Below are 18,619 nucleotides of genomic sequence, written 5' to 3'. Positions count from 1 at the left end.
GCGTCATCGGCTCATGACGCCCAGTCTTCGTACGGGCTCAAGCAAGACGATCAGGCGAGCTCCGTTCGAGCGTCCGTTCAATCGAAACCTGGAGGATCATCATGCACAAGAAGATTTTGGAGTGGAGCGGCGGACGACAGCAGGTAGCCGTTGATCTGCTTTTAGAAGGCGGGCGCATGATCGTCAGTCCGACGAAGGTCGGCTATATCATCATGACCACCGACGTCGGCGGATTAACGCGGAAGTTTTCTTCAAAGAAGCGATCTCTTGACAAGCCCGGCGTCGTGCTATGCGCGTCGATGGAACAGCTTCGGAAGCTCGCGATACTGAACGCGGAAATCGGCGCGTTTTATCAGACGGCCTGGGACAACGACATCCTGCTGGGCTGCATACTTCCATGGAAAGAAGAGGCCAAGAAGCACATTCCCTGCGATGGTTCGGAGTCCTTGATGATGGATCGGCGCTCCACCAGTTGCTTTGTCATCAAGTTTGGTGAACCGTCTGAGCTCATCACGCGCGTGCTTTGGGAGGACCACCGGACATTGGCGTTTGCCAGCTCAGCGAATCCCTCGGGAAAGGGCAACTCCGGTCGCATGGACGGCATTGGAGAGCGCGTCAACAACGAGGCGGATCTCGTGATTGCCGCAGACGATTATGTTCGCGGAATTCAACCAGGTGCGAATGAAAAGACTCGCTACGAACAAGGCGTAATGGTCTCAATGGTCGACGCCGACGGCAGGCTGATTCCAGAGCAAAGAGGCGAACGCTCGGTTCAACCGGGACCGGTTGTCATCCGCAAGGGTCTCGATATCGAGCGGATCTTGCCGCTGCTATCATCCATCTATCCGAGCTGGAATTATCGTCACGGAACTTACTACTGAGGCATTCTACGTGGTTCATGGCCTCTCTTGCCTCAGGTCTTGGTCCATTTGCAGCGCACCACTGCCGCGTGATCCGGGTTCTCAAGCATAATGCGTGCAACTCGGCTTTCGCGTCGTGGGGTTCGTTCACATCGCGGCTCACAGAAGATTGACGTTGTATGGCTAGATACTCGGATAAGTATGGAATGCGCTTCCATTGGCGGTCTGCTGAAAAATGGTGGGAAAATTGTTCGAATGTCTGACGTTGATCGCGGCCGTCTCTTTTCCCGTTTCCCGTGCCTCCTCACTCCACTTGCGCGACGGCGCAGTTTTTCGAGAGAAACAATCGCTGTGACGTTTCCAAGCGGTAGAGGGTCGTGACGACGAGGCTCAAACCAAGACCAGTACACCTGGCTCCCTTGCGGCTGGAGGCTATCGCGCGCCGCTTGGAACTGGATGTGGCAGCTCGATCCATTCCGGGCGCGACCATTATTGTCGGTCACCACGACGGCAACTTGTTCGAGCGGTCGGTCGGCTTTCGCGATGTCGTAGCTGGTGATCGGCTCCAGCCAGATGCAATCTGGCGGATTTACTCAATGACGAAACCCATCGTCTCGGTAGCCGCGATGGTTCTCGTAGAGAGCGGCGCCTTCCACCTCGATCAGCTTATCGCCGATTTCATTCCCTCGTTCGCAAACCTCCGCGTGATTTGTGCCGTCGGCACGACCGTTCCGGCACAGCGTCGTCCAACCATCCAGGATCTACTCCGTCATACGGCCGGTGTGGCGTACGGCTATTTTGGAGGCGGCCCAGCCCATGAGGCCTATGTCGCCGATGGTTTTCTGGACGAAGATTTGTCGCTTGCCGCTTTCGTCGATCGAATCTCGTCCTTACCGCTGGAGTACGAGCCGGGGACGGTCTGGCACTACAGCCACGCGACGGACATTCTAGGACGTGTTCTCGAGGTCGTTTCCGGCAAAACCCTGGATGACGTACTTCGATGCACGGTGCTTAACCCTCTTGGCATGACAGAGACCGGCTTCCGGTTAGCGCCCCTTGATCACGGTAGGGTTGCGCAGCCGTTGCCTCAGGCCACAAAGCGGGCGCGTCCGCGCTTCTTCGACCCGACTGCTGTGCGAAGACTGCAGAGCGCCGGCGGAGGTCTTGTATCGACCGCCGCCGACTACTCGCGCTTCCTTCGCATGCTGCTGGGTGGCGGCAGCCTTGAGGGTCGCCGCATACTCGGCCCATCAATCGTGGATTACATGACCTCAGACCACCTTGGAGCTGTCATCGGACGAGATGCTTACTATCCCCCGGGCCCCGGCTATGGATTTGGGCTGGGCTTCGCGGTCCGCATAGCACGGGGCGAAGCTCCGTTCCCGGGTTCGCCGGGTGACTTCTTTTGGAGTGGTGTGGGCGGCACCTATTTCTGGGTCGACCCCGCTCACGATCTGTTCGTGTTGTTCATGCTACAATCATCATCGCCGGAGCAAAGGCTCCATTATCGAAACCTTGTGCGCAATATGGTTTACGCCGCGCTCGACCATTAAATGCGCGCGCCGCGGCCGCATCCGTCAACTTACCTCCATCTAGGCCGTGTTCCCCTCAACGCGGTCGATGTCCGCTTTGCTCCCAAACTATCGCGGGCTGACATCAGGCCACGACCCCGCACAAAGACGCGTCGGCGGCAAGCGAGCGTTAGGCGAAATTTCGCAGTAGTCGGGTTTGCTCGATCCGGACACTACTCCGACGGAATCCGGCTTGAGGGCGGTGACGAACACCACGAAGCACAACGCCACGATGCCGAACGTGAATAAGCTCAGAAGATCTTTCATCTTGGCTCCGATGCATTGTCCAACTCGCGCCGAGCGGGCACATCTGGTGAAGGCGACGCAACGTCCGCAGCTACGAGGCTTGGCTGCGCGACCACCCGAAGTGAAGCGGCATTCTACGTTTGATCTGTGAACCACTGCCGAGGGTTCAGGCTCAGCCCTTCATCTGCGAGCGCTCTGGCGACCGAAGGCATCTTCTTCATCCGCGCGAGATAGACCGTGAGCCGCTCCGGCACTTCGATTTCATTCTTGCCAGCCCACATCAGCATCACGACCAGATACGGGTCTGCGATCGTCATTCGGTCGCCAATCAGGAACGGCCTGTCGCCAAGCTGCTCGGCGATCGTGGCGAAATGCGTGACCAGCAGTCGTCGTGCCTTAGCCCTTTCCGCCTGGGTCGCGTCATGATGGAAAAACGGCCTGAAGTTGCGGTGGAATTCGGTAGTCATGAACGAGGTGGCTTCAAGCGCGCGCCAACGGTCGAGACCCTCCTCGGGGAGCAGCGCGCCTGCTTGATGGGCGATATAGACAAGAATGGCGAGATTTTCGGTGAGGATAGTCCCGTCGTCGAGTTCCAGCGCGGGCAGGTAACCCTTAGAGTTGATCGTCATAAAGTCGCGCCCATCCTCGGTCCGCCTGTCCCGATCGACTCTAACGAGCTTGTATGGAAGCCCCGCCTCGATCAGCGCGATGTGATCAGCCAGGCTACAGCCGCCCGGAGCGCAATAGAGGATCATGAGAGTCTCCGTGCCGCGCGAAGACCCACGGCGAGGAAGCGCTCGATCATGGCGTTGACCTGGTCGGCGACCTCGATGGTGTTGAAATGGCCCGCCAGCAGCGTCTTGGCAATGAGGAGCTGCGGACAGAGCTGTTTAAGACGGTCGAGATCGCGGGCCATATCGACCAGCGGTACGTCGGCGGAGATATAGGCCATGGGAATGCGGCAGGCCGCCGCCGCGGGTTCGGGATCATGGTCGAAGACGTAGTTCCTGACCGCCGAGAAGGCGACGTGCTGTGGCGTGCTCTCGCAAGGCGGCAGGATGTATTCGTCGAAGATCGCCTTGCGCCGCGCGGGATCGTCATAGTCGCAGCCGATCTCCCATGCATTCGCCCGCGACACGGCGAGGTAGTGCGGCCCGCCGATGCCCTGCATGAGCTGACCAATCTCAGGAGCGTCGCGCATCTCCTTGCGGCCCATGACGATCGAATCGATCATGACGAAGCCCGATGCCAGCTCCGGGTAGCGTCCGCACAGTTCGAGCGCGATCGCGCCGCCCAGGCTGTGTCCGATCACGACGGGTCGGTGCAGCCCCAGCTTGGCGCACTGCCAGGCGATGTCATCCGCAAATCCCGCCATCGTGTATTCCTGCTTCGGCGCATCGCTCGCGCCGTGCCCGCGAAGATTGACCGCGACGACCCGGCGGTTTTTTGCGAAATGATCGATCTGCGGCGTAAAGATCCGGTGGTCACCGGTCCAGCCATTGATCAGGACAAGTGGCGGCGTCGGGGCGTGGGCCGGTCCGGCCTCGAAATGCGCCAGCCGCACGCCGTCACGCTTCAGGAAGGACGGCTTCAGTCCGGTATTGGCATCCATCATCATTCACTCCTCTGGTTTAGCTTGCTTTTGTGGACAGCTCACGTTGACGGCCGGCGACGACGATCACGCCTAGCTCGGCTGCAATCGCGAGCAGGCAGAACGCGAGCATGGTGACGGCCATCGATAGGGCGGAGCGGCCGTCGAACAGCCAGGAGACAAGCCAGCTCGAGGACGCCGCGCCGAGCATCTGCATGAACATCACGACAGCACCGGCGGCGCCCGCGATCGCAGGCACCGGCTCGAGCGCCTCGCTCATGGCGTTGGGAGAGATCAGCCCGAATGACAGCGCCACGCCGGTCATGACAAGCACGACAACCATGATCGACCGGCCGTCCGCCAGCGCCATCACCATCAGGCACGCGGCGAGCACGGTAGAAAGCGAAAGTCCGATGGCGATCATCTGGCGCGGCGTCACGCCCCAGCCGTTCAGGCGCCGATTGAGCAGGGACCCGGCCATGACCGAGAGCGAGCTCGCGCCAAAGACCACGCCGTATTGGCTCGGCCCCAATCCGATGACGTTGATCAGGAACAGCGATGAGCCCGTGATATAGGCGAACACGGTGCCGGCCGCGGCGGCATTGCAGATCGCGTTGCCGAGGCAGATCGGATGGCTCAGGACAGAGAGATAATCCCGCACGACAGTGATGGGACTGAAGCGGGCATCCGGATCAATGCGCGCGGTCTCGGCCAGGCCGCGCATTGCCACCAGCAGAATGCATCCACCGGCGAGCGGCACCCAATAGACCGCCTGCCACCCGCCGAACGTCAAGAGCGCCGCCCCGACACTCGGCGCAACCATCGGGACGATGTTGATGGCAAACACCACATAAGACATCCTGGCGCGCGCCTCTTCGCCCTCGAACAGGTCGCGGACGATCGTCAGCGCGCCCATGCCCGGTCCTGAGGCGCCGACGCCTTGAAGGGTGCGGAAAATCAGCAGGACTGGCAACGAGCGCGCCAGCATGCAGCCCACGCTGGCCAGCGTGAGCAGCGCGGCTCCGAACATGATGATGGGCCGGCGTCCAATCCGGTCGGAGACCGGTCCATACACGACGAGCGCTGCGCCGAGCCCCAGCAGATAGACGCTCATCGCCAGCCCGACCTCCGAGGCCTGCGCACCAAGGGCTGCGGCGGTGGCCGGCAAGGTCGGCAGGATCATGTCGATGCCAAAGGTCGGTAGCGCGGACAGAAGGCCGAGCAGCCAGCTGAAGGCAACGGAGTTAGGTGCGATGCGCATCGGTGGATCACCGCTTCTGGGTTGAGGGGGAAGACCGTCGCCAGCATCGCGGCGTCGCCGCGATGCTGTGCGGTACGCGTTAAATCGCTCGTTGTTGCCTTCTGCCGCGGCTGACCGAATTCGCCCGCAACGCCGGGTCCGGCCGTGCGTGCGCGCTCCGATGCTCGGCTACGATCGCTTCCATCTCATGGACGAGCCCGGCGCCGTCGATATCGGCCTTGATCGCCTCACCGAGCCGTCGCGCAGCGAGACCGAAATCCGGCTCAAGAACCAACCGTGCCGCGGCTGAAGCGATCTCCGTTTCGGACGCGGTCGGCGGCAATCGCAGGCCGGCGCCGTTGGATTCGACACGTGCGGCATTGTCGCCCTGGTCGCGGCCCATTGGCAAAATCAGCAGCGGCATGCCGTTGACGAGCGCGCGGTTAACGGTGCCGTGGCCGCCCTGGCTGATCACGAGTGATACTTCTTGCATGACGGTGTCGTGGGGCGCGCTGCGCAGCAGGTGCACATTGTCCGGAGCCTGAAGGGTGTTGACGTCCAGGTTGGGACCGGCGGTCGCGACGGCTTCGACCTCGATCTGGCCCATTGCGTGGATGATCTTCTGAATCAGCTCGCCCTGGCCCTGCGCACCGGTGCTGCCGGCAATCAGCACACGTGGCCGCTTGGTGGACCATGGCGCGCGCCACGGTTCGGACCAGCCCGGCTCGTCGAGCAGCGGACCGACATAGCGGAGATTGGCGGGCAGCGAATCGGCCTCGAAGTCGAACGCCCGGCTCATCGCCAGCAACACCCGCGCGGGCCGATCGAACAGGTCCATCGTATGGGAAAGGGCCGGCACGCCTAACCGCGCGCAGGCATCATTCAAACTCGGCAGGAAGCTATTGAAGAACTCCATGATCTGTTGGCTGGCCGCCGCGATTTCGGCCCGCTCTTGCGGCGTCTTCGGTGCCGGCAGGCCGCTCGAGGCGGGCGGCACTCCGGCAAGCGGCCGAAGGCTGACATGCGGCGAGAGCATCGCGAGAGGAGCGCCTGCGGCCTCCGCGCCGAGCACCGCGCCGAACAGGACATCGATCGAGAGCACGGCATCGGTTGCGGCGTTGCCGATCTCATCCCTGAGGTCGGCCGCATAATCGGCCGCGGGATCCGACACGGCGCGACGAAACCAGTCGCCCACGTCGTGGAAGTTGGTGGGGTCTGCGTCAGGTCCGGTCGGCGCGCGGCGCCAGGTCACGAAGTCGAACTCGGCCGCGGCGACTTCGTCTCGCATGGCCGGGTCTGCCATGATCCTGACGCGATGTCCGCGCTGCCGTAATTGGCGGCCTGCGGTCAGCAAGGGATTGAGATTGCCGGAACTACCCCAGGATACGAGCAGAAAATTGTGTGACACGATCATAGTCTCCGTGATTGCCAGGCGGGTTTGACCGGCGTAGCGCGGTGTTGCGTGGCGGCCGCTCGAACGCGCATGCCGTCGCGCGGCCCGAGGCGGTAAATCTCGGGCAGCTCGGCTACCGCAGCGTTTCGGAGATGAGCCGGATGGTTACACCTGTAAGGGCGCGCGAGAATGTGAACGCGATACGTGCGCGTCTGTCAGCGCCGACGGGCGGAGCCGGCGAGAAGGCGGAATGATCCGCAAGGCGCACTTGCCGATCATGTGCTGTCAGGTGGAGCGAGAGACGAGAATGTTGCGATTTCGGTGGACTAGCTGGAGCCTGTCCTCAATTAATCGATTGAACGGAACTGCGGCCCGTCGGCCCATCAACTAGCCGCCGGCGTCAAGCCGAAGTAGAAGGATCATTCACCGTTCTTCGGTGCAAGTGTGGCGAAGGCAGTCGCTGTGCAATTCGACAGATAACGTCGAAGCGAGTTCGAATTGACCGGCGTGGGTTATTCGAGCCGGGACGGCGGTGCGAGCCAATCCGGCCGGTTTTCGAGTTCCGGCAGCAAAACAACACTCTCCTGTTCGTTGGGATCCGTGCGTGCGATGACGGCCACGCAACTCTCCGTATCGCTCAGATTGTAAGGCAGATGAGGCATGTTGGCGGGAATGTAGAGAAAGTCGCCGGCGCGGGCGATGAGATGGTATTGGAGTTCATCGCCATACCAGCAACCGGATTCGCCGCTCAGGATATAGATGGCTGTTTCGTGGTCATCGTGCTTATGCGCCTTTGAACGATTCCCGGGTGGGAGTCTCACAAGCTGCAAATGAATTCTCTCTGCGCCAGCCGATTGGGCAGAGATGCCTGGCGCGCACAAATGTCCCTGCTTGCCGACAAATTCCTCACCCGCACGAACGAGACGGCAAGTCGGCTTTGCATTGTCAGTCGTCATCTCGGGTGTGAGACCGGTCATTATCGTATCCTCCTATCGCGGTCGTGTGAGGTCATTCTCCGGTCAACGACCGGATACGATGGATAGGAGGAGTGCGTTACATGATGACTTCGCCTGTACGATATTACGTTACAGCTGAAACGGTGGGGCTGCGTGACCGGACCAACCCGGGTTACTGCCTGATCGATGGGCTCACAGTTGGGCTCCGTTCAATGGAAGGTCTTGCTTCGTCAAGGAATCGTTCTTGTCGACGCGCTTCGGCGGCATCGATGCAATGAAGGTATTGCTCAGAGTGTCACTAAGTATTGGACGTGCCGGCCGCCCTATCTATCTTGTTCGCATGCGTGAGCGCCAGGCACGACAATTCCGTCATCGCGACGTTCATTTCGGATGGTGTTACTGATCAGGAAGTGAGCAAACCAATGTTGTCGGGGAGAAGTTCAAAGCTCAAAGCTTTTGTAAAATTGGCCGGCGGCAGGTTGACGACGGCGTCGCCCTTCGTCCTCTACGGCCTGCGTCTCTCAGCCTCCGTGGTCCTGGCGCTTTTCGTGCCCTATCGCCTCGAACTTGACAGTGGGTTCTGGGCGGGCATTACCGCTGCCGTGGTCTGCCAGCCAAGTCTCGGCTCCTCACTTCGCAAGGCTCGTGTCCGCGCCGTTGGAACCATCTTCGGAGCAATCGCGATCCTGTTGTTGACCTCGGCCTTTCCGCAGAACCGGCTCGGTCTGCTCGTCGGTTTGGCGTTATGGATCGGTGTTTGCGGATTCTTCGCGACCATCTTGCGTCACTTCGCAAGCTACGGAGCGGCGCTGGCTGGCTTCACTGCCGCTGTTATCTTCGCCGACGTCATTGACGCACCCGGGGAGACCTTCATCGTTGCGGCCACCCGGATGTCCGAGATTTGCATCGGAGTAGTCGCCGTTGCGGTGGTCGTCATGCTCACCAGCGTCGGTGACGGAAGAAGACAGCTGGCGGAGAATTTGGCTCGCGTAGCGCAGCAGACAGCGGCCGGACTGGCCGATACCCTCGCGATCGGCCCGGACACCGTCGCGTTGCTCTCCCGGCGCCGGAGCCTGATACGTAGCGTGGTCGCATTGCAGGCAGTGATCGAAGAGGCAAAGGCCGAAGAGCCCCAGCTTCGTCACCGCTCTGAAATCCTTCAGGCCGGTATGGAAAGCCTGTTCTCCGCATTATCTGCGTGGCAAGGGATCGCGAATCATTTCAACAAGGCGTGGGACGATTTGGGTCGACGCGACTCGGCGAGCTTGCGTGGCATGGTCCTGGATGCGACCGCCGTCAGTTGGATCGACGGCGCGGAGCGCGTGCGGGAAGCCTGCGGTGAAGCGGCGCGACGGGTTCTGACGGTTCCGGTTGATGACGTGGCGACCCGATTACTCGTGGACAGCGTGGCCGAGGCCTTGCTCGACCTGCAGCGGGTGGCGAACAGCCTCGTGCTTGTCGTCGCTCCGGGTAAGGAAATGCCCGACGTGGGCGGTGGCCACAATTGGTTCTTCGCGCCGGACCTTCTGCCAGCCGCAGTTAACGGATTGCGGGCCGTAGTGATTATCCTCGCGACCGAGGTGTTTTGGGTGCAGACGGGGTGGTCCGGCGGCCAGGCGGTGGTGACTTTCGCGGCCGTGTCGGTGACCGTGTTTTCTCCAGACGCGGATCTGGCTTATCGTAGTGCCATCGGCTATTCGACCGGCACGATCCTTGCCGCCGCGCTCGCCGTCTTTGTGAATTTCGCAATCTTGCCGGCACAGGAAGGCTTCACGGACCTTTCGCTCACGCTGACCTGCGTTCTCGTGCCCTTGGGTGCGCTTGCCGCCGGACCGTGGCAGAAAGCTCTGACTGCCGGTTTGATCATCAACTTTCTTGCGATCCTGTTGCCGTCGAACCAGCCAAACTACAATGATCTCGGTCAATTTCTAAATTCGGCGTTCGCAGTCATCGCGGGCACGATAGCGGCCGCAACCGCCATGCGGTTGTTTCCGCCAATTTCACCGACGTGGCGAGCGCGCCGCCTGGTCGCGCTCACCGCAAGGGATCTATGCGCAATGGCAGTGGCCGTTCGATGGCCGAGCCGATCGGAATGGGTGAGCCGAGTATGCTGGCGACTTCAGGCGATGCCTGAGGAAGCCGCGCCCGAGCAACTGGCGCAACTCGAACTGGCGCTATCGATCGGCGAAGCTTTGATCTATCTGCGTAACTCTCGCCTCAGGCTTTCCGGGCGCACGGCGCTCGATCAGGCCTTCGCAAGCCTGGCTGCGGCCGACCAGCCTGCGGTCAGCGCCTCGCTGTCCGACTTCAGTACGCAGCAGATCCAGGGTGCGCCATTGGTCGCCATGCGCAGCCGAGCGGCCGCCACCTTGATCGTCGACGCGCTTTCGCGTCGCGTTGGATTTCTCGATACCACAAAGAAATTGCAATGGCACTAGGAGGCGTCGCGTGAACCCATGATCACGGATCTGAACATCTTTGGTGTCTATGTCACGCCCTTTGTCCCGATGGCTATCGCCTCGGCGCTAATCACGCTGCTGCTTCTGCGCGCAGCCGACCGCTTCAACGTTACCCGGCATGTTTGGCACCCACCGCTCTTTAACAGCGCCGTCTACGTGATCATACTATCCCTCATCGTGATCGGCTCGGTAGGTCGATGACCCAATTGGACGGATCCTTCGGTGGCGAGCTGGAGTTCCGTGTCCGCAAGGATGTCGGCGTCCTCGCTGATGCATCGACTGCGAGAGCCAAGGCAATACGTCGGAAGAATCGCGCCCCCGCGATCGTCACCGGATTCATCCTTTTACTGGCCTGCCTGATGGCCTGGAAAATGTGGTACGCTTACATGGTTGGGCCGTAGACGCGTGACGCCACGGTTCGCGCCTACGTCATAACGGAGGTTCCCGAAGTGTCGGGCCAGATCGTGCGTCTGGCGGTGCGTGCGGATCAATACGTTCACAAGGGCGACTTGCTGCTGGAGATTGATTCTACCGACTACGAGATCGCAGTCAGCAACGCAGAGGCCGCGGTCGCACAAGCCAGAGCAGACGCCGATAATCGGCAAGCACAAGCCGCACGTCGTCTGAAGTTGACGACCCTCTCAGCGTCGGTCGAGGAGCAGCAGAGCTTTGTGGCTCAAGCGAACGTGGCTGAAGCGGCGTACCAGCAAGAGTTAGCGCATCTCAAACAAGCGTAAGTCAACTTGAAGCGGACCCGGATCGTCTCACCAGTGAACGGTTATGTTACCAATTTGACGGCGCAAATCGGCGACTACGCCACCGCTGGCCGACGAGTTCTCACGGTCGTGTACACCGATAGCTTCTGGGTCGAAGGATATTTCGAGGAGACCCAGCTTGAGGGCATTCATTTGGGAGATCCTGTGCAAATGTCGCTGATGGGACACAGCGGTCTACTGCAAGGTCACGTCGAGGGGATCTCGCGCGGTATAGAAGTCGCCAACGCTCAATCAGGCGAGGCCGGCCTCGCCTCCGTCAATCCCGTCTATACATGGATTCGTCTCGCCCAACGCGTGCCGGTGCGGATCTCTATCGATGAGGTGCTGCCTGCCTTCACCCTGGTCGTTGGATTGACGGTGACCGTTCATGTGGGAAATCCGGATCGCGTAGCGGTCGCGCATAGCCGACGCGCCGAAAAGCGGTGACCCGGCTGATTGCGCCGAAATCTGCGAAAGGGGAGGCCGACCGACCGAGCCAAGTCTCGTCCGATCTGCTCGCTCAGATCGGCTGCGGCAGCCGTAATAGGTCCTGAAGGCAGGGGTTTCGATTGCCACCGTTCCAAAGAAGAAGCTGACTGACGGTCGGCGCCTTGACCAGCGGCCGATAACAAACTCCACGGAGCCGGGCCTTGCTCATGGAGCGCGGCACCAGCGCCACCCCGACGTTTTCGGCGACTAGATTCAAGATGGTCTGGAGCAGGTTGGTTTCGAACAGGGCGTGCGGCTCGAACCCTCCGGCGCGGCAGGCCCCAACGATGTTGTCATGCAAGTTCGGCCCTCCGCCGCGCGACGGAATGACCAGGCGTTCCTCCATGAGATCGGTAATGTGAACGCGGGAGGTTCCCGCCAGCCGGTGCTTCGTGGCCATCGCAACACAGAGCGGCTCGGTGTAGACCGTGCGCATCTCCATTTTGATCTCTTGGTCGGGTGGAAACATGATCCCTGCATCGATTTTCCCTTCCACGAGATTGCTCATGAGTTCGTCCGCGAGCATTTCCCGGATCTTCAGACTGACGCCGGGAAACGCCGATGCGTAGCTTCGCACATACGCCGGGATCACGTTGAAGGCAGCGCAACTCGTGAAGCCGACGAAAAGCTCTCCAGGTCCCGCGCGGCCCGCAGCGGTTGCGTTCTTGCAAGCTTGATCTATGGAAGCAAGGATTGCCTTGCCGTCGGCATGGAAGCGTTCGCCAGCGCGCGTCAAGCTGACACGGCGCGGTCGGCGCTCGAGCAGATTCACACCAAGCTCCGATTCCAGGGCTGCAATCAGGCGGCTGAGCGGAGGCTGAGTAACATGCAGTCGAGCCGCTGCCCGGCCGAAATGCAAAGTCTCCGCAAGGACAACGAATGCCTTGATCCGTCTGGTATCGATCATGGAAAGCTCATCTAACCGTGCGAATTTGTCGCTGGCCGAAGCAGCACGACGGAATGCGCATATTGCTGACCGACGACGGCAGGGGCCTGCTCAAAGATCGAGAACAAGGGGCCCCATTCGACAACGCGAAACGCAGGTCGTGAGATAGCTATCTTTCTCATCGTCACTGAGAATGAAGTCGCGATGGTCGGGCTGGCCGGCCAGATAGCGAACCTTACAAGCCCCGCAAAGCCCGGAGACGCAGGATGTTTCGACCTGAATTCCTGCTTCGACGAGCGCCTCGACAATGCTTTGTTCGGCCGCGACGTGAATGCGCTTGCCGGTGCTGGCTATCTCGACGTCGAATTCATCGGCGTCAACGCCTTTGCCGCTTGCGTCGAGAGAGCGTTGCACGATCGGCGACCCAAAGTGCTCACAATGTACGCTGTGGCTCGGCCAATGCTGGGTTGCTCGCGCGCATGCCTTCATAAAGCCGGGAGGCCCGCAATAGTAGATTTGCGTACCTTCCTTGGGCTTCGCAAGCAATGCCTCGATATTGAGGCCATTGGCCGGGTTGCCGCCGTCGTGATGCAAGCGTACGGATCGATGTTGACCGAGCCGCATCAGCTCGTCCCTGAACGCCGTGTATTCGGCACTCTTGGTACAGTAATGAAGCACAAAGTTTGCGCCGATCGCTTCGAGACGATGGCACATGGCCTTCAGAGGCGTGATGCCAATCCCGCCCGCTAGCAGGATGTACTCGGACGCCGTCTCGTCCAGGCGGAAGTTGTTTCGTGGAAGGCCGATCCGTATCACATCCGGGACATGAACGGCCTCGTGCAGCGCCTTGGATCCGCCGCGCCCGGTTTCGTCCTTCAGCACCGCGACGATGTAGTGATGGCGTTCGGCCGGGTCGTTACTCAGCGAATACTGCCGTACCATGCGGTCGGGCAAGTGGACGTCGACGTGGGTACCAGCACCCACTTCGGGAAGTAGCCGACCGTCCGGGTCGACTAACTCATAGGAGTTTACTCCGGGCGCCTCGAAACGGATTTGTCGCACCCGGAGTTGCAGTGTATCCGGCTCTGAAACCGCCTGGGGATTAAGAATGGAGCTATTCATGACTGGTCCTCCGGCTGGTGACCGAAGCGAGCCCGGCCGTGCAGCGCGCCCGAAAACACGCTCACCACACGGACGGGTGCTTCGGCTCATTTTTTCCCCAACGTGCGTTCGAGTTCATCCATGCCTTCGAGGACAAAGGCGCGACGCGCTTCGTTGGACAGTTTGTCGCTCTCGGTGAGCAACGCGACGATGCCGCGGGCAATACGTCGGCGGTTGGCGACCTCTTGCTTGATGTCCTCAGCCTCCGGCACCTCAAACACATTGCCGCAGCAATAGCTTTTCGGCGTGCCGCCGACGGCATGGAGCCATTGGGCAGTACTGTCGGGTGAGGCAGCTGGATTGGTTCCGCGCAGCGCATCGCGCAGCATTTTTCGGAAAGCATAGAGACCCGCATCGAACTTGGTCGGGTTCTCAAGCGCATGGACAGCGATCGGGCGCTGGCTGATGATGGCTTCATAGTCGCCGGGGGCGTACTGACACTCCTTGTAGTTCGCGCGTTCGCGATGGCTCGACGGGATCGGTGGGAAATCCTCGAGCTTGTATTTGCCGAAGCGTTCGGGGCGCCGCGTGGCCACCTGGCCCTCCAGGAAGTCGATCGTCTCGTAGCCAACCAATGACTTGTCACCGACGCCGCGGGTGTCGATGCCCGGTCCCATCACACGCCAGCCGATCATTTTGCTGTTTTCGTCGTCGACCGGAACCGTCCAGCGGATGATGTGAAAGCGGCTGAACAGCTTCCGGGCCGAACCGTCCTCCGATGTGTAGGCATGGAGGGAAAGGTTAGGCAGCGCCTGGTGCTGGACGCGGATGAATAGCCGGTCTTTGTCCACGCGGCGCGCTCCAGCGCAGGCAAGACCGCGCCCGTCATGCACCGGAATGAACTGCATGTCCGGCCCAACTTCCATGGAAGCGGCGCCGACTTCGTTGAAGGTCGTGCCCTGATAATGACCGTCGACGACATAGGTGCCGTTGTGCAGCGCAGTCGGATGATAGTTGTCCGCTGCGTTGTCCTGCACCTGCAGCCAATTGCAGTGCTGCCAATTGCTATAGGGCACGAGTTCGTCGGTCTCGGAGACGGTGAAGTTGCCCTCCCACTCGGGGAATGGGGGCTCCCGTTCCGGCGGTCCCATGTATGCGAAGACGAGACCGTTGCGTTCGAATGCCTTGTAGGCGCCTTGGCGGATCGAGCAGGCGAACCTCTCCGCCTCCTTCTCCTCACCTTTGGGATAGGGCACGTGCAGGCAACTGCCATCCACGTCGAATACCATGCCGTGGTAGCAGCAGCGGATGCCCCGCTCCTCGATGCGGCCATACTCCAGGCTCGCGCCGCGATGGACGCAGTGCGCGTGAAGGACGCCGACGCGGCCGCTTTTGTCGCGGAACGTAACCAGCTCTTCGCCAAGGATCTTGAGGTGGTGCGGCGTGTCGGTGAGTTCGGCCGACATGCAGATCGGGTGCCAGAATCCGCGCAGATATTCACCCATCGGGGTGCCCGGGCCGGTCTCGGTGAGTTCTGGATCATGCTGGGGAACGCGATTGGCGTAGTAGCCGCCATAGGGCTGCATGTGCGGCTTGCCGGCGCCGGCTTTAGTAGCTGCATCCCTTTCCGGTGCCTTTGTTGCGACATTCATCGTCCATTCTCCCTTAGTCGTTTCACACGAGCCTCATCTCGGTGCTTAATTTGGAATACCAAATTTACTTACGGATTGAAATGGGTGCTTGGTTTCACGACCATCTCATTGATAAATATGTATAAATATGGTATAGTTCGAATGTTTTGGTATTCAAAATAAATTGATAAGGCTGAAAAGTCGCCGGTGCGACCGGGCGAGTGGCAAGCCGTGACCACTTGGATGACCGAGATGACCGGTAGGATGAGCCTAACGCGTTCCGCGCAGGCGGTTCTCGGTGAACACGCCGGCGTCGGCCGCGTGCAGGAACGCCCGCTCCTCGGCTTCCTCCGGTCGGCCATTGAGAATGGCATCCATGATGGCGCGATGCTCAGCCCAGGCGCGTTGCCGTTCCGCTCCGGCTTCGAGCACCAAGACCATCGCGCGAGCAATGTGCGACCAGAGCGGAGACATTGTCGTCGCGATCGAAGGGTTGCCGCAAATCTCGTAGATTTCCTTATGAAAGGCGACATCGGCCCGCACTTGTTGCGACATCGGCGTATTTGCGGCCGCCACGGCGCCGGAATTGAACACGCGTCGAAGGCGTTCGATATCCGTTGGTCGCAACTCGCCAACCTTCACGCGGGCAGCAGTCAGTCGCGCCGCCAAACCATCCAACCGCGCCCGTATCTGATAGAGGTCCCGTACTCTGTCCGAACTGATTGGGGCGACCTCGACGCCCATCTTTCCGGATTCACGCACGAGTTCGCGCTGTTTGAGAAGCTGAAGGGCATGACTAATGGGTGCCCGGGAAACCCCAAGCCGCTCTGCAAGTGCCGCCTGCCTAATGCGCTGGCCGGGCGCCAGCTTGCCGTCCACGATCTCCTCGATGAGGCGTTGGTATACCGTATCGGTGAGGAGAGGCGGATCGGCGATCGTGTTGTTCAAGGTAATTCTCCCATTCGCTCGCATGGTACAGGACGCCATCTAAATAAACACGGTGTATTCGGTATTCCAGATTGGAGCTTGCGATGAGGGATAAGCGATTGCTGGAAATGCAGGTCTTTCGCGCCGTTGTAGAGCACGAGGGCTTTACCGCGGCTTCGTATGCTCTCGAAAGCTCGCAACCGTTTGTCAGCCGCACGATTGCGCAGTTGGAGCGCAGGCTTGGCGCTAAACTCATCCATCGCACGACTCGGCGGCATCGCCTCACCACCGAAGGAGAACGCTATCTGGCGACCTGCCGGGAGATCCTTGCCGCGCTAGACGATGCAGAAGCGACCTTTGCTGGCCAGACGATGCCGGCCGGAGATCTAAGGGTCAGCGCACCGCTCGCTTTCGGTACCGACCAATTGCTGCCGTTGCTGCCGACGTTCCTGGCCACCTACGCCGGCGTAAAAGTCCATCTTTCACTGAGTGATGCGATCGTCAGTCTCATCGACGACAATTTCGACATCGCCGTGCGGATGGGACGGCTACGCGATTCGCAGTTGAAAGCGCGCAAGCTGTGCGACCTTCGGCGCGTCATCGTCGCTGCGCCATCCTATCTCAAGCATCATGGCAAACCGCCGGCGCCCGAGGCGCTCAAAAATCATAACTGTCTCGAATGGCATGGCGCGCAGGAGCACCTCAATCGCTGGCCGTTTTGCATCGAAGGTGAACGACGCGAGCATGTTGCGACAGGCAATTTTCGGAGCAGTAACGGCCTTTCGCTGGCTGAAATGTGCTTTCGAGGCGTGGGCGTGATGCGAATGGCCGAGCATCTTGCCCTGCCGGCAATTCGCAGGGGACAATTGGTGCAGTTGCTCAAAGAGTTTGAAGAACACGACGGCACCGCCATCCACGCCGTTTATCTCCCGGAGCGACGATTGAGTGCACGCGTACGCGTGTTCGTCGACTACCTGGCCGATGCCTTTCGCGGTCCGCCCTGGAAAATGGATTAATTACACCATCGCATGAGTGTTATTGCATCACGCATCCTGAACGGAGGGCCTAGAGCAGCTAAGTCTTTGTGGGAGAGATGAAGGAGCATGTCATGCTTGATACCAAAACCCCGCAAAAACCGTCCACTGCCGCCGATGATGGCCGCAGCGAGAAGATCGCCCTCTGCTGCCGCGGTCAAACAAGTCGCCGCAGGCATTCCGCAGGTGAGTGCGCCTGCGAGCTTCGGAGCTGAAACGTTGGCTACAGTACTCCGCATCACTGACGAAAAGGTGTAAGCAAATGACAATTGAGAGTGTCCGGACTGCCTCGACAGCGATGCGTGAACTGCGCGCCACGATGCAGGGAAGAGTCGTGTCACGCGGCGACGATGACTACGCTTCCACCCGGAAGATATTCAACGGAGCAGTGGAGAACCAGCCAGCGTTAATTGCAGTGTGTGAGACGTCCGCGGACGTGCAGGGGGCGGTGCGGAGTGCACGTCAACACGGGTTACCCCTATCGGTACGCGGCGGTGGACATGACATGGCCGGACGCGCCTTACGCCCCGATGGACTGGTCATTGATCTCAGCAGCATGAGGCAGGTCATCGTGGACCCGCACTCACGAGTCGCAACCGTCTCCGGTGGGGCAAAGGCCAAGGACGTCGCCGCCGCCGCTGCTGCACACGGTCTGGTTGCGGCGCTGGGCAACTGCGGTGCGGTCGGCATGAGCGGCCTGACCCTGGGCGGCGGCTATGGCCCTCTTAATGGTCTTTACGGTCTGGCAGCGGACAACCTGCTTGGTGCCGAGGTGGTTCTTGCGGATGGGCGACGCGTCGCGACCGGTCCCAAGGACGAGCCCGAGTTGTTCTGGGCAATACGGGGCGGCGGCGGCAACTTCGGAGTCGTCACCTCCTTGCGGGTGCAGTTGCATGAGACGCGCCATATGCTCGCGGGATCGATCGTGTATCCATGGAGCCAGGCCGAGCCAGTGCTGCGCCGCTACGCGGCGTTTGCGGCGACCATGCCTGACGAACTCGGTGTTCTCGTGAATATGGCATCCGGCCCGGATGGCCAGCCCGCGATCACGTTGCTGCCGCTGTGGAACGGCGACAAACTTCAAGGGGAGCGCGCGATGGATCACTTGCAGGCGTTCGGCAACCCGCAGTCGGCACAGTTCGGGCCGATGACCTACGCTGAAATGCTCGCTCCGTTTGACGCGTCGCTGGAGGAGGCGGATGGCCGCCACTGTGAGGTCCGGACGCGCTCGCTGCCCGCGCTCACGCCCGGTGCCGTCGATGCGATCATCACGGCGGTCGGTCGCAAGACGTCGCCCTACTCGATGGTCAACTGGCACCACTTCCACGGCGCGGCCACGCGCATTCCTGCCGGGGCGATCGCTTTCGGCTTGCGCCAGCAACATTTCATGGTCGAGATCATCGCCCGCTGGAAGCCCGATGGGAGCAACAGCGCGGCGCACCGGCAATAGGCGCAGGACCTCTGGGAGGGCCTCGCCCCA

The 18,619-nt window shown here is 60.7% G+C and carries 17 protein-coding genes; 8 read left to right on the top strand and 9 right to left on the bottom strand.

Going from position 1 to position 18,619, the window contains the following annotated elements:
• Positions 1 to 101: 101 nt before the first annotated feature.
• Positions 102 to 881: an L-threonylcarbamoyladenylate synthase gene (locus ACP2YO_RS28870; RefSeq protein WP_426434536.1), complete on the top strand. Its 780-nt coding sequence runs from the start codon at positions 102 to 104 to the stop codon at positions 879 to 881.
• A gap of 425 nt (positions 882 to 1,306) precedes the next feature.
• Positions 1,307 to 2,413: a serine hydrolase domain-containing protein gene (locus tag ACP2YO_RS28865; protein ID WP_426434535.1), complete on the top strand. Its 1,107-nt coding sequence runs from the start codon at positions 1,307 to 1,309 to the stop codon at positions 2,411 to 2,413.
• 398 nt (positions 2,414 to 2,811) lie between these two features.
• Here the strand turns inward: ACP2YO_RS28865 and ACP2YO_RS28860 are convergent, their stop codons facing one another.
• The 5 genes from ACP2YO_RS28860 to ACP2YO_RS28840 all read right to left on the bottom strand — a co-directional run bounded on the left by ACP2YO_RS28860 (position 2,812) and on the right by ACP2YO_RS28840 (position 7,878).
• Positions 2,812 to 3,432 (bottom strand): glutathione S-transferase N-terminal domain-containing protein, encoded by a 621-nt coding sequence (locus tag ACP2YO_RS28860; protein WP_426434534.1) that lies wholly within the window; start codon positions 3,430 to 3,432, stop codon positions 2,812 to 2,814.
• On the bottom strand, positions 3,429 to 4,292 hold the full coding sequence (locus ACP2YO_RS28855; RefSeq protein ID WP_426434533.1) for an alpha/beta fold hydrolase: 864 nt from the start codon (positions 4,290 to 4,292) through the stop codon (positions 3,429 to 3,431). The genes ACP2YO_RS28860 and ACP2YO_RS28855 overlap by 4 nt, the downstream gene beginning before the upstream one ends.
• A gap of 16 nt (positions 4,293 to 4,308) precedes the next feature.
• Positions 4,309 to 5,529, bottom strand: coding sequence for a multidrug effflux MFS transporter (locus ACP2YO_RS28850; RefSeq protein ID WP_426434532.1), 1,221 nt, complete (start codon positions 5,527 to 5,529; stop codon positions 4,309 to 4,311).
• Positions 5,530 to 5,608: 79 nt separating this feature from the next.
• Positions 5,609 to 6,916 (bottom strand): glycosyltransferase, encoded by a 1,308-nt coding sequence (locus ACP2YO_RS28845; RefSeq protein WP_426434531.1) that lies wholly within the window; start codon positions 6,914 to 6,916, stop codon positions 5,609 to 5,611.
• A gap of 497 nt (positions 6,917 to 7,413) precedes the next feature.
• A complete protein-coding gene (locus ACP2YO_RS28840; RefSeq protein ID WP_426434530.1) occupies positions 7,414 to 7,878 on the bottom strand; it encodes a cupin domain-containing protein in 465 nt (154 codons plus the stop codon).
• A gap of 323 nt (positions 7,879 to 8,201) precedes the next feature.
• Between ACP2YO_RS28840 and ACP2YO_RS28835 the strand changes: the two genes are divergently transcribed.
• The 4 genes from ACP2YO_RS28835 (at position 8,202) to ACP2YO_RS28820 (ending at position 11,518) form a co-directional block, all read left to right on the top strand.
• Positions 8,202 to 10,295 (top strand): FUSC family protein, encoded by a 2,094-nt coding sequence (locus ACP2YO_RS28835; RefSeq protein WP_426434529.1) that lies wholly within the window; start codon positions 8,202 to 8,204, stop codon positions 10,293 to 10,295.
• An 18-nt stretch (positions 10,296 to 10,313) separates the two neighbouring features.
• On the top strand, positions 10,314 to 10,517 hold the full coding sequence (locus ACP2YO_RS28830) for a DUF1656 domain-containing protein (protein WP_426434528.1): 204 nt from the start codon (positions 10,314 to 10,316) through the stop codon (positions 10,515 to 10,517).
• Between the two features lie 248 nt (positions 10,518 to 10,765).
• Entirely contained in the window at positions 10,766 to 11,053 is a 288-nt protein-coding gene (locus tag ACP2YO_RS28825) for a biotin/lipoyl-binding protein (protein ID WP_426434527.1), read from the top strand.
• A gap of 33 nt (positions 11,054 to 11,086) precedes the next feature.
• Positions 11,087 to 11,518, top strand: a complete 432-nt coding sequence (locus ACP2YO_RS28820) for an HlyD family efflux transporter periplasmic adaptor subunit (protein ID WP_426434526.1) — start codon at positions 11,087 to 11,089, stop codon at positions 11,516 to 11,518.
• Positions 11,519 to 11,591: 73 nt separating this feature from the next.
• On the opposite strand, the gene ACP2YO_RS28815 is transcribed toward ACP2YO_RS28820, so the two are convergent.
• From ACP2YO_RS28815 to ACP2YO_RS28800, 4 genes are all read right to left on the bottom strand, one after another.
• The gene (locus ACP2YO_RS28815) at positions 11,592 to 12,467 is read right to left on the bottom strand and encodes a LysR family transcriptional regulator (protein WP_426434525.1); all 876 of its coding nucleotides are present in this window, start codon (positions 12,465 to 12,467) and stop codon (positions 11,592 to 11,594) included.
• 90 nt (positions 12,468 to 12,557) lie between these two features.
• Positions 12,558 to 13,568 (bottom strand): PDR/VanB family oxidoreductase, encoded by a 1,011-nt coding sequence (locus ACP2YO_RS28810; RefSeq protein ID WP_426434524.1) that lies wholly within the window; start codon positions 13,566 to 13,568, stop codon positions 12,558 to 12,560.
• Between the two features lie 86 nt (positions 13,569 to 13,654).
• Entirely contained in the window at positions 13,655 to 15,133 is a 1,479-nt protein-coding gene (locus tag ACP2YO_RS28805; protein ID WP_426434523.1) for a Rieske 2Fe-2S domain-containing protein, read from the bottom strand.
• Positions 15,134 to 15,448: 315 nt separating this feature from the next.
• Positions 15,449 to 16,126, bottom strand: coding sequence for a GntR family transcriptional regulator (locus tag ACP2YO_RS28800; RefSeq protein ID WP_426434522.1), 678 nt, complete (start codon positions 16,124 to 16,126; stop codon positions 15,449 to 15,451).
• Positions 16,127 to 16,233: 107 nt separating this feature from the next.
• Between ACP2YO_RS28800 and ACP2YO_RS28795 the strand changes: the two genes are divergently transcribed.
• Together ACP2YO_RS28795 and ACP2YO_RS28790 are read left to right on the top strand one after the other, a co-directional pair.
• Entirely contained in the window at positions 16,234 to 17,121 is an 888-nt protein-coding gene (locus tag ACP2YO_RS28795) for a LysR family transcriptional regulator (RefSeq protein ID WP_426443338.1), read from the top strand.
• Between the two features lie 280 nt (positions 17,122 to 17,401).
• On the top strand, positions 17,402 to 18,589 hold the full coding sequence (locus tag ACP2YO_RS28790) for an FAD-binding oxidoreductase (RefSeq protein ID WP_426434521.1): 1,188 nt from the start codon (positions 17,402 to 17,404) through the stop codon (positions 18,587 to 18,589).
• The last annotated feature ends 30 nt before the right edge of the window (positions 18,590 to 18,619 follow it).

This window comes from Bradyrhizobium genosp. P (assembly GCF_049949265.1).
Classification (GTDB): Bacteria; Pseudomonadota; Alphaproteobacteria; order Rhizobiales; family Xanthobacteraceae; genus Bradyrhizobium.
This window is presented reverse-complemented; position numbering and strand designations above follow the sequence as displayed.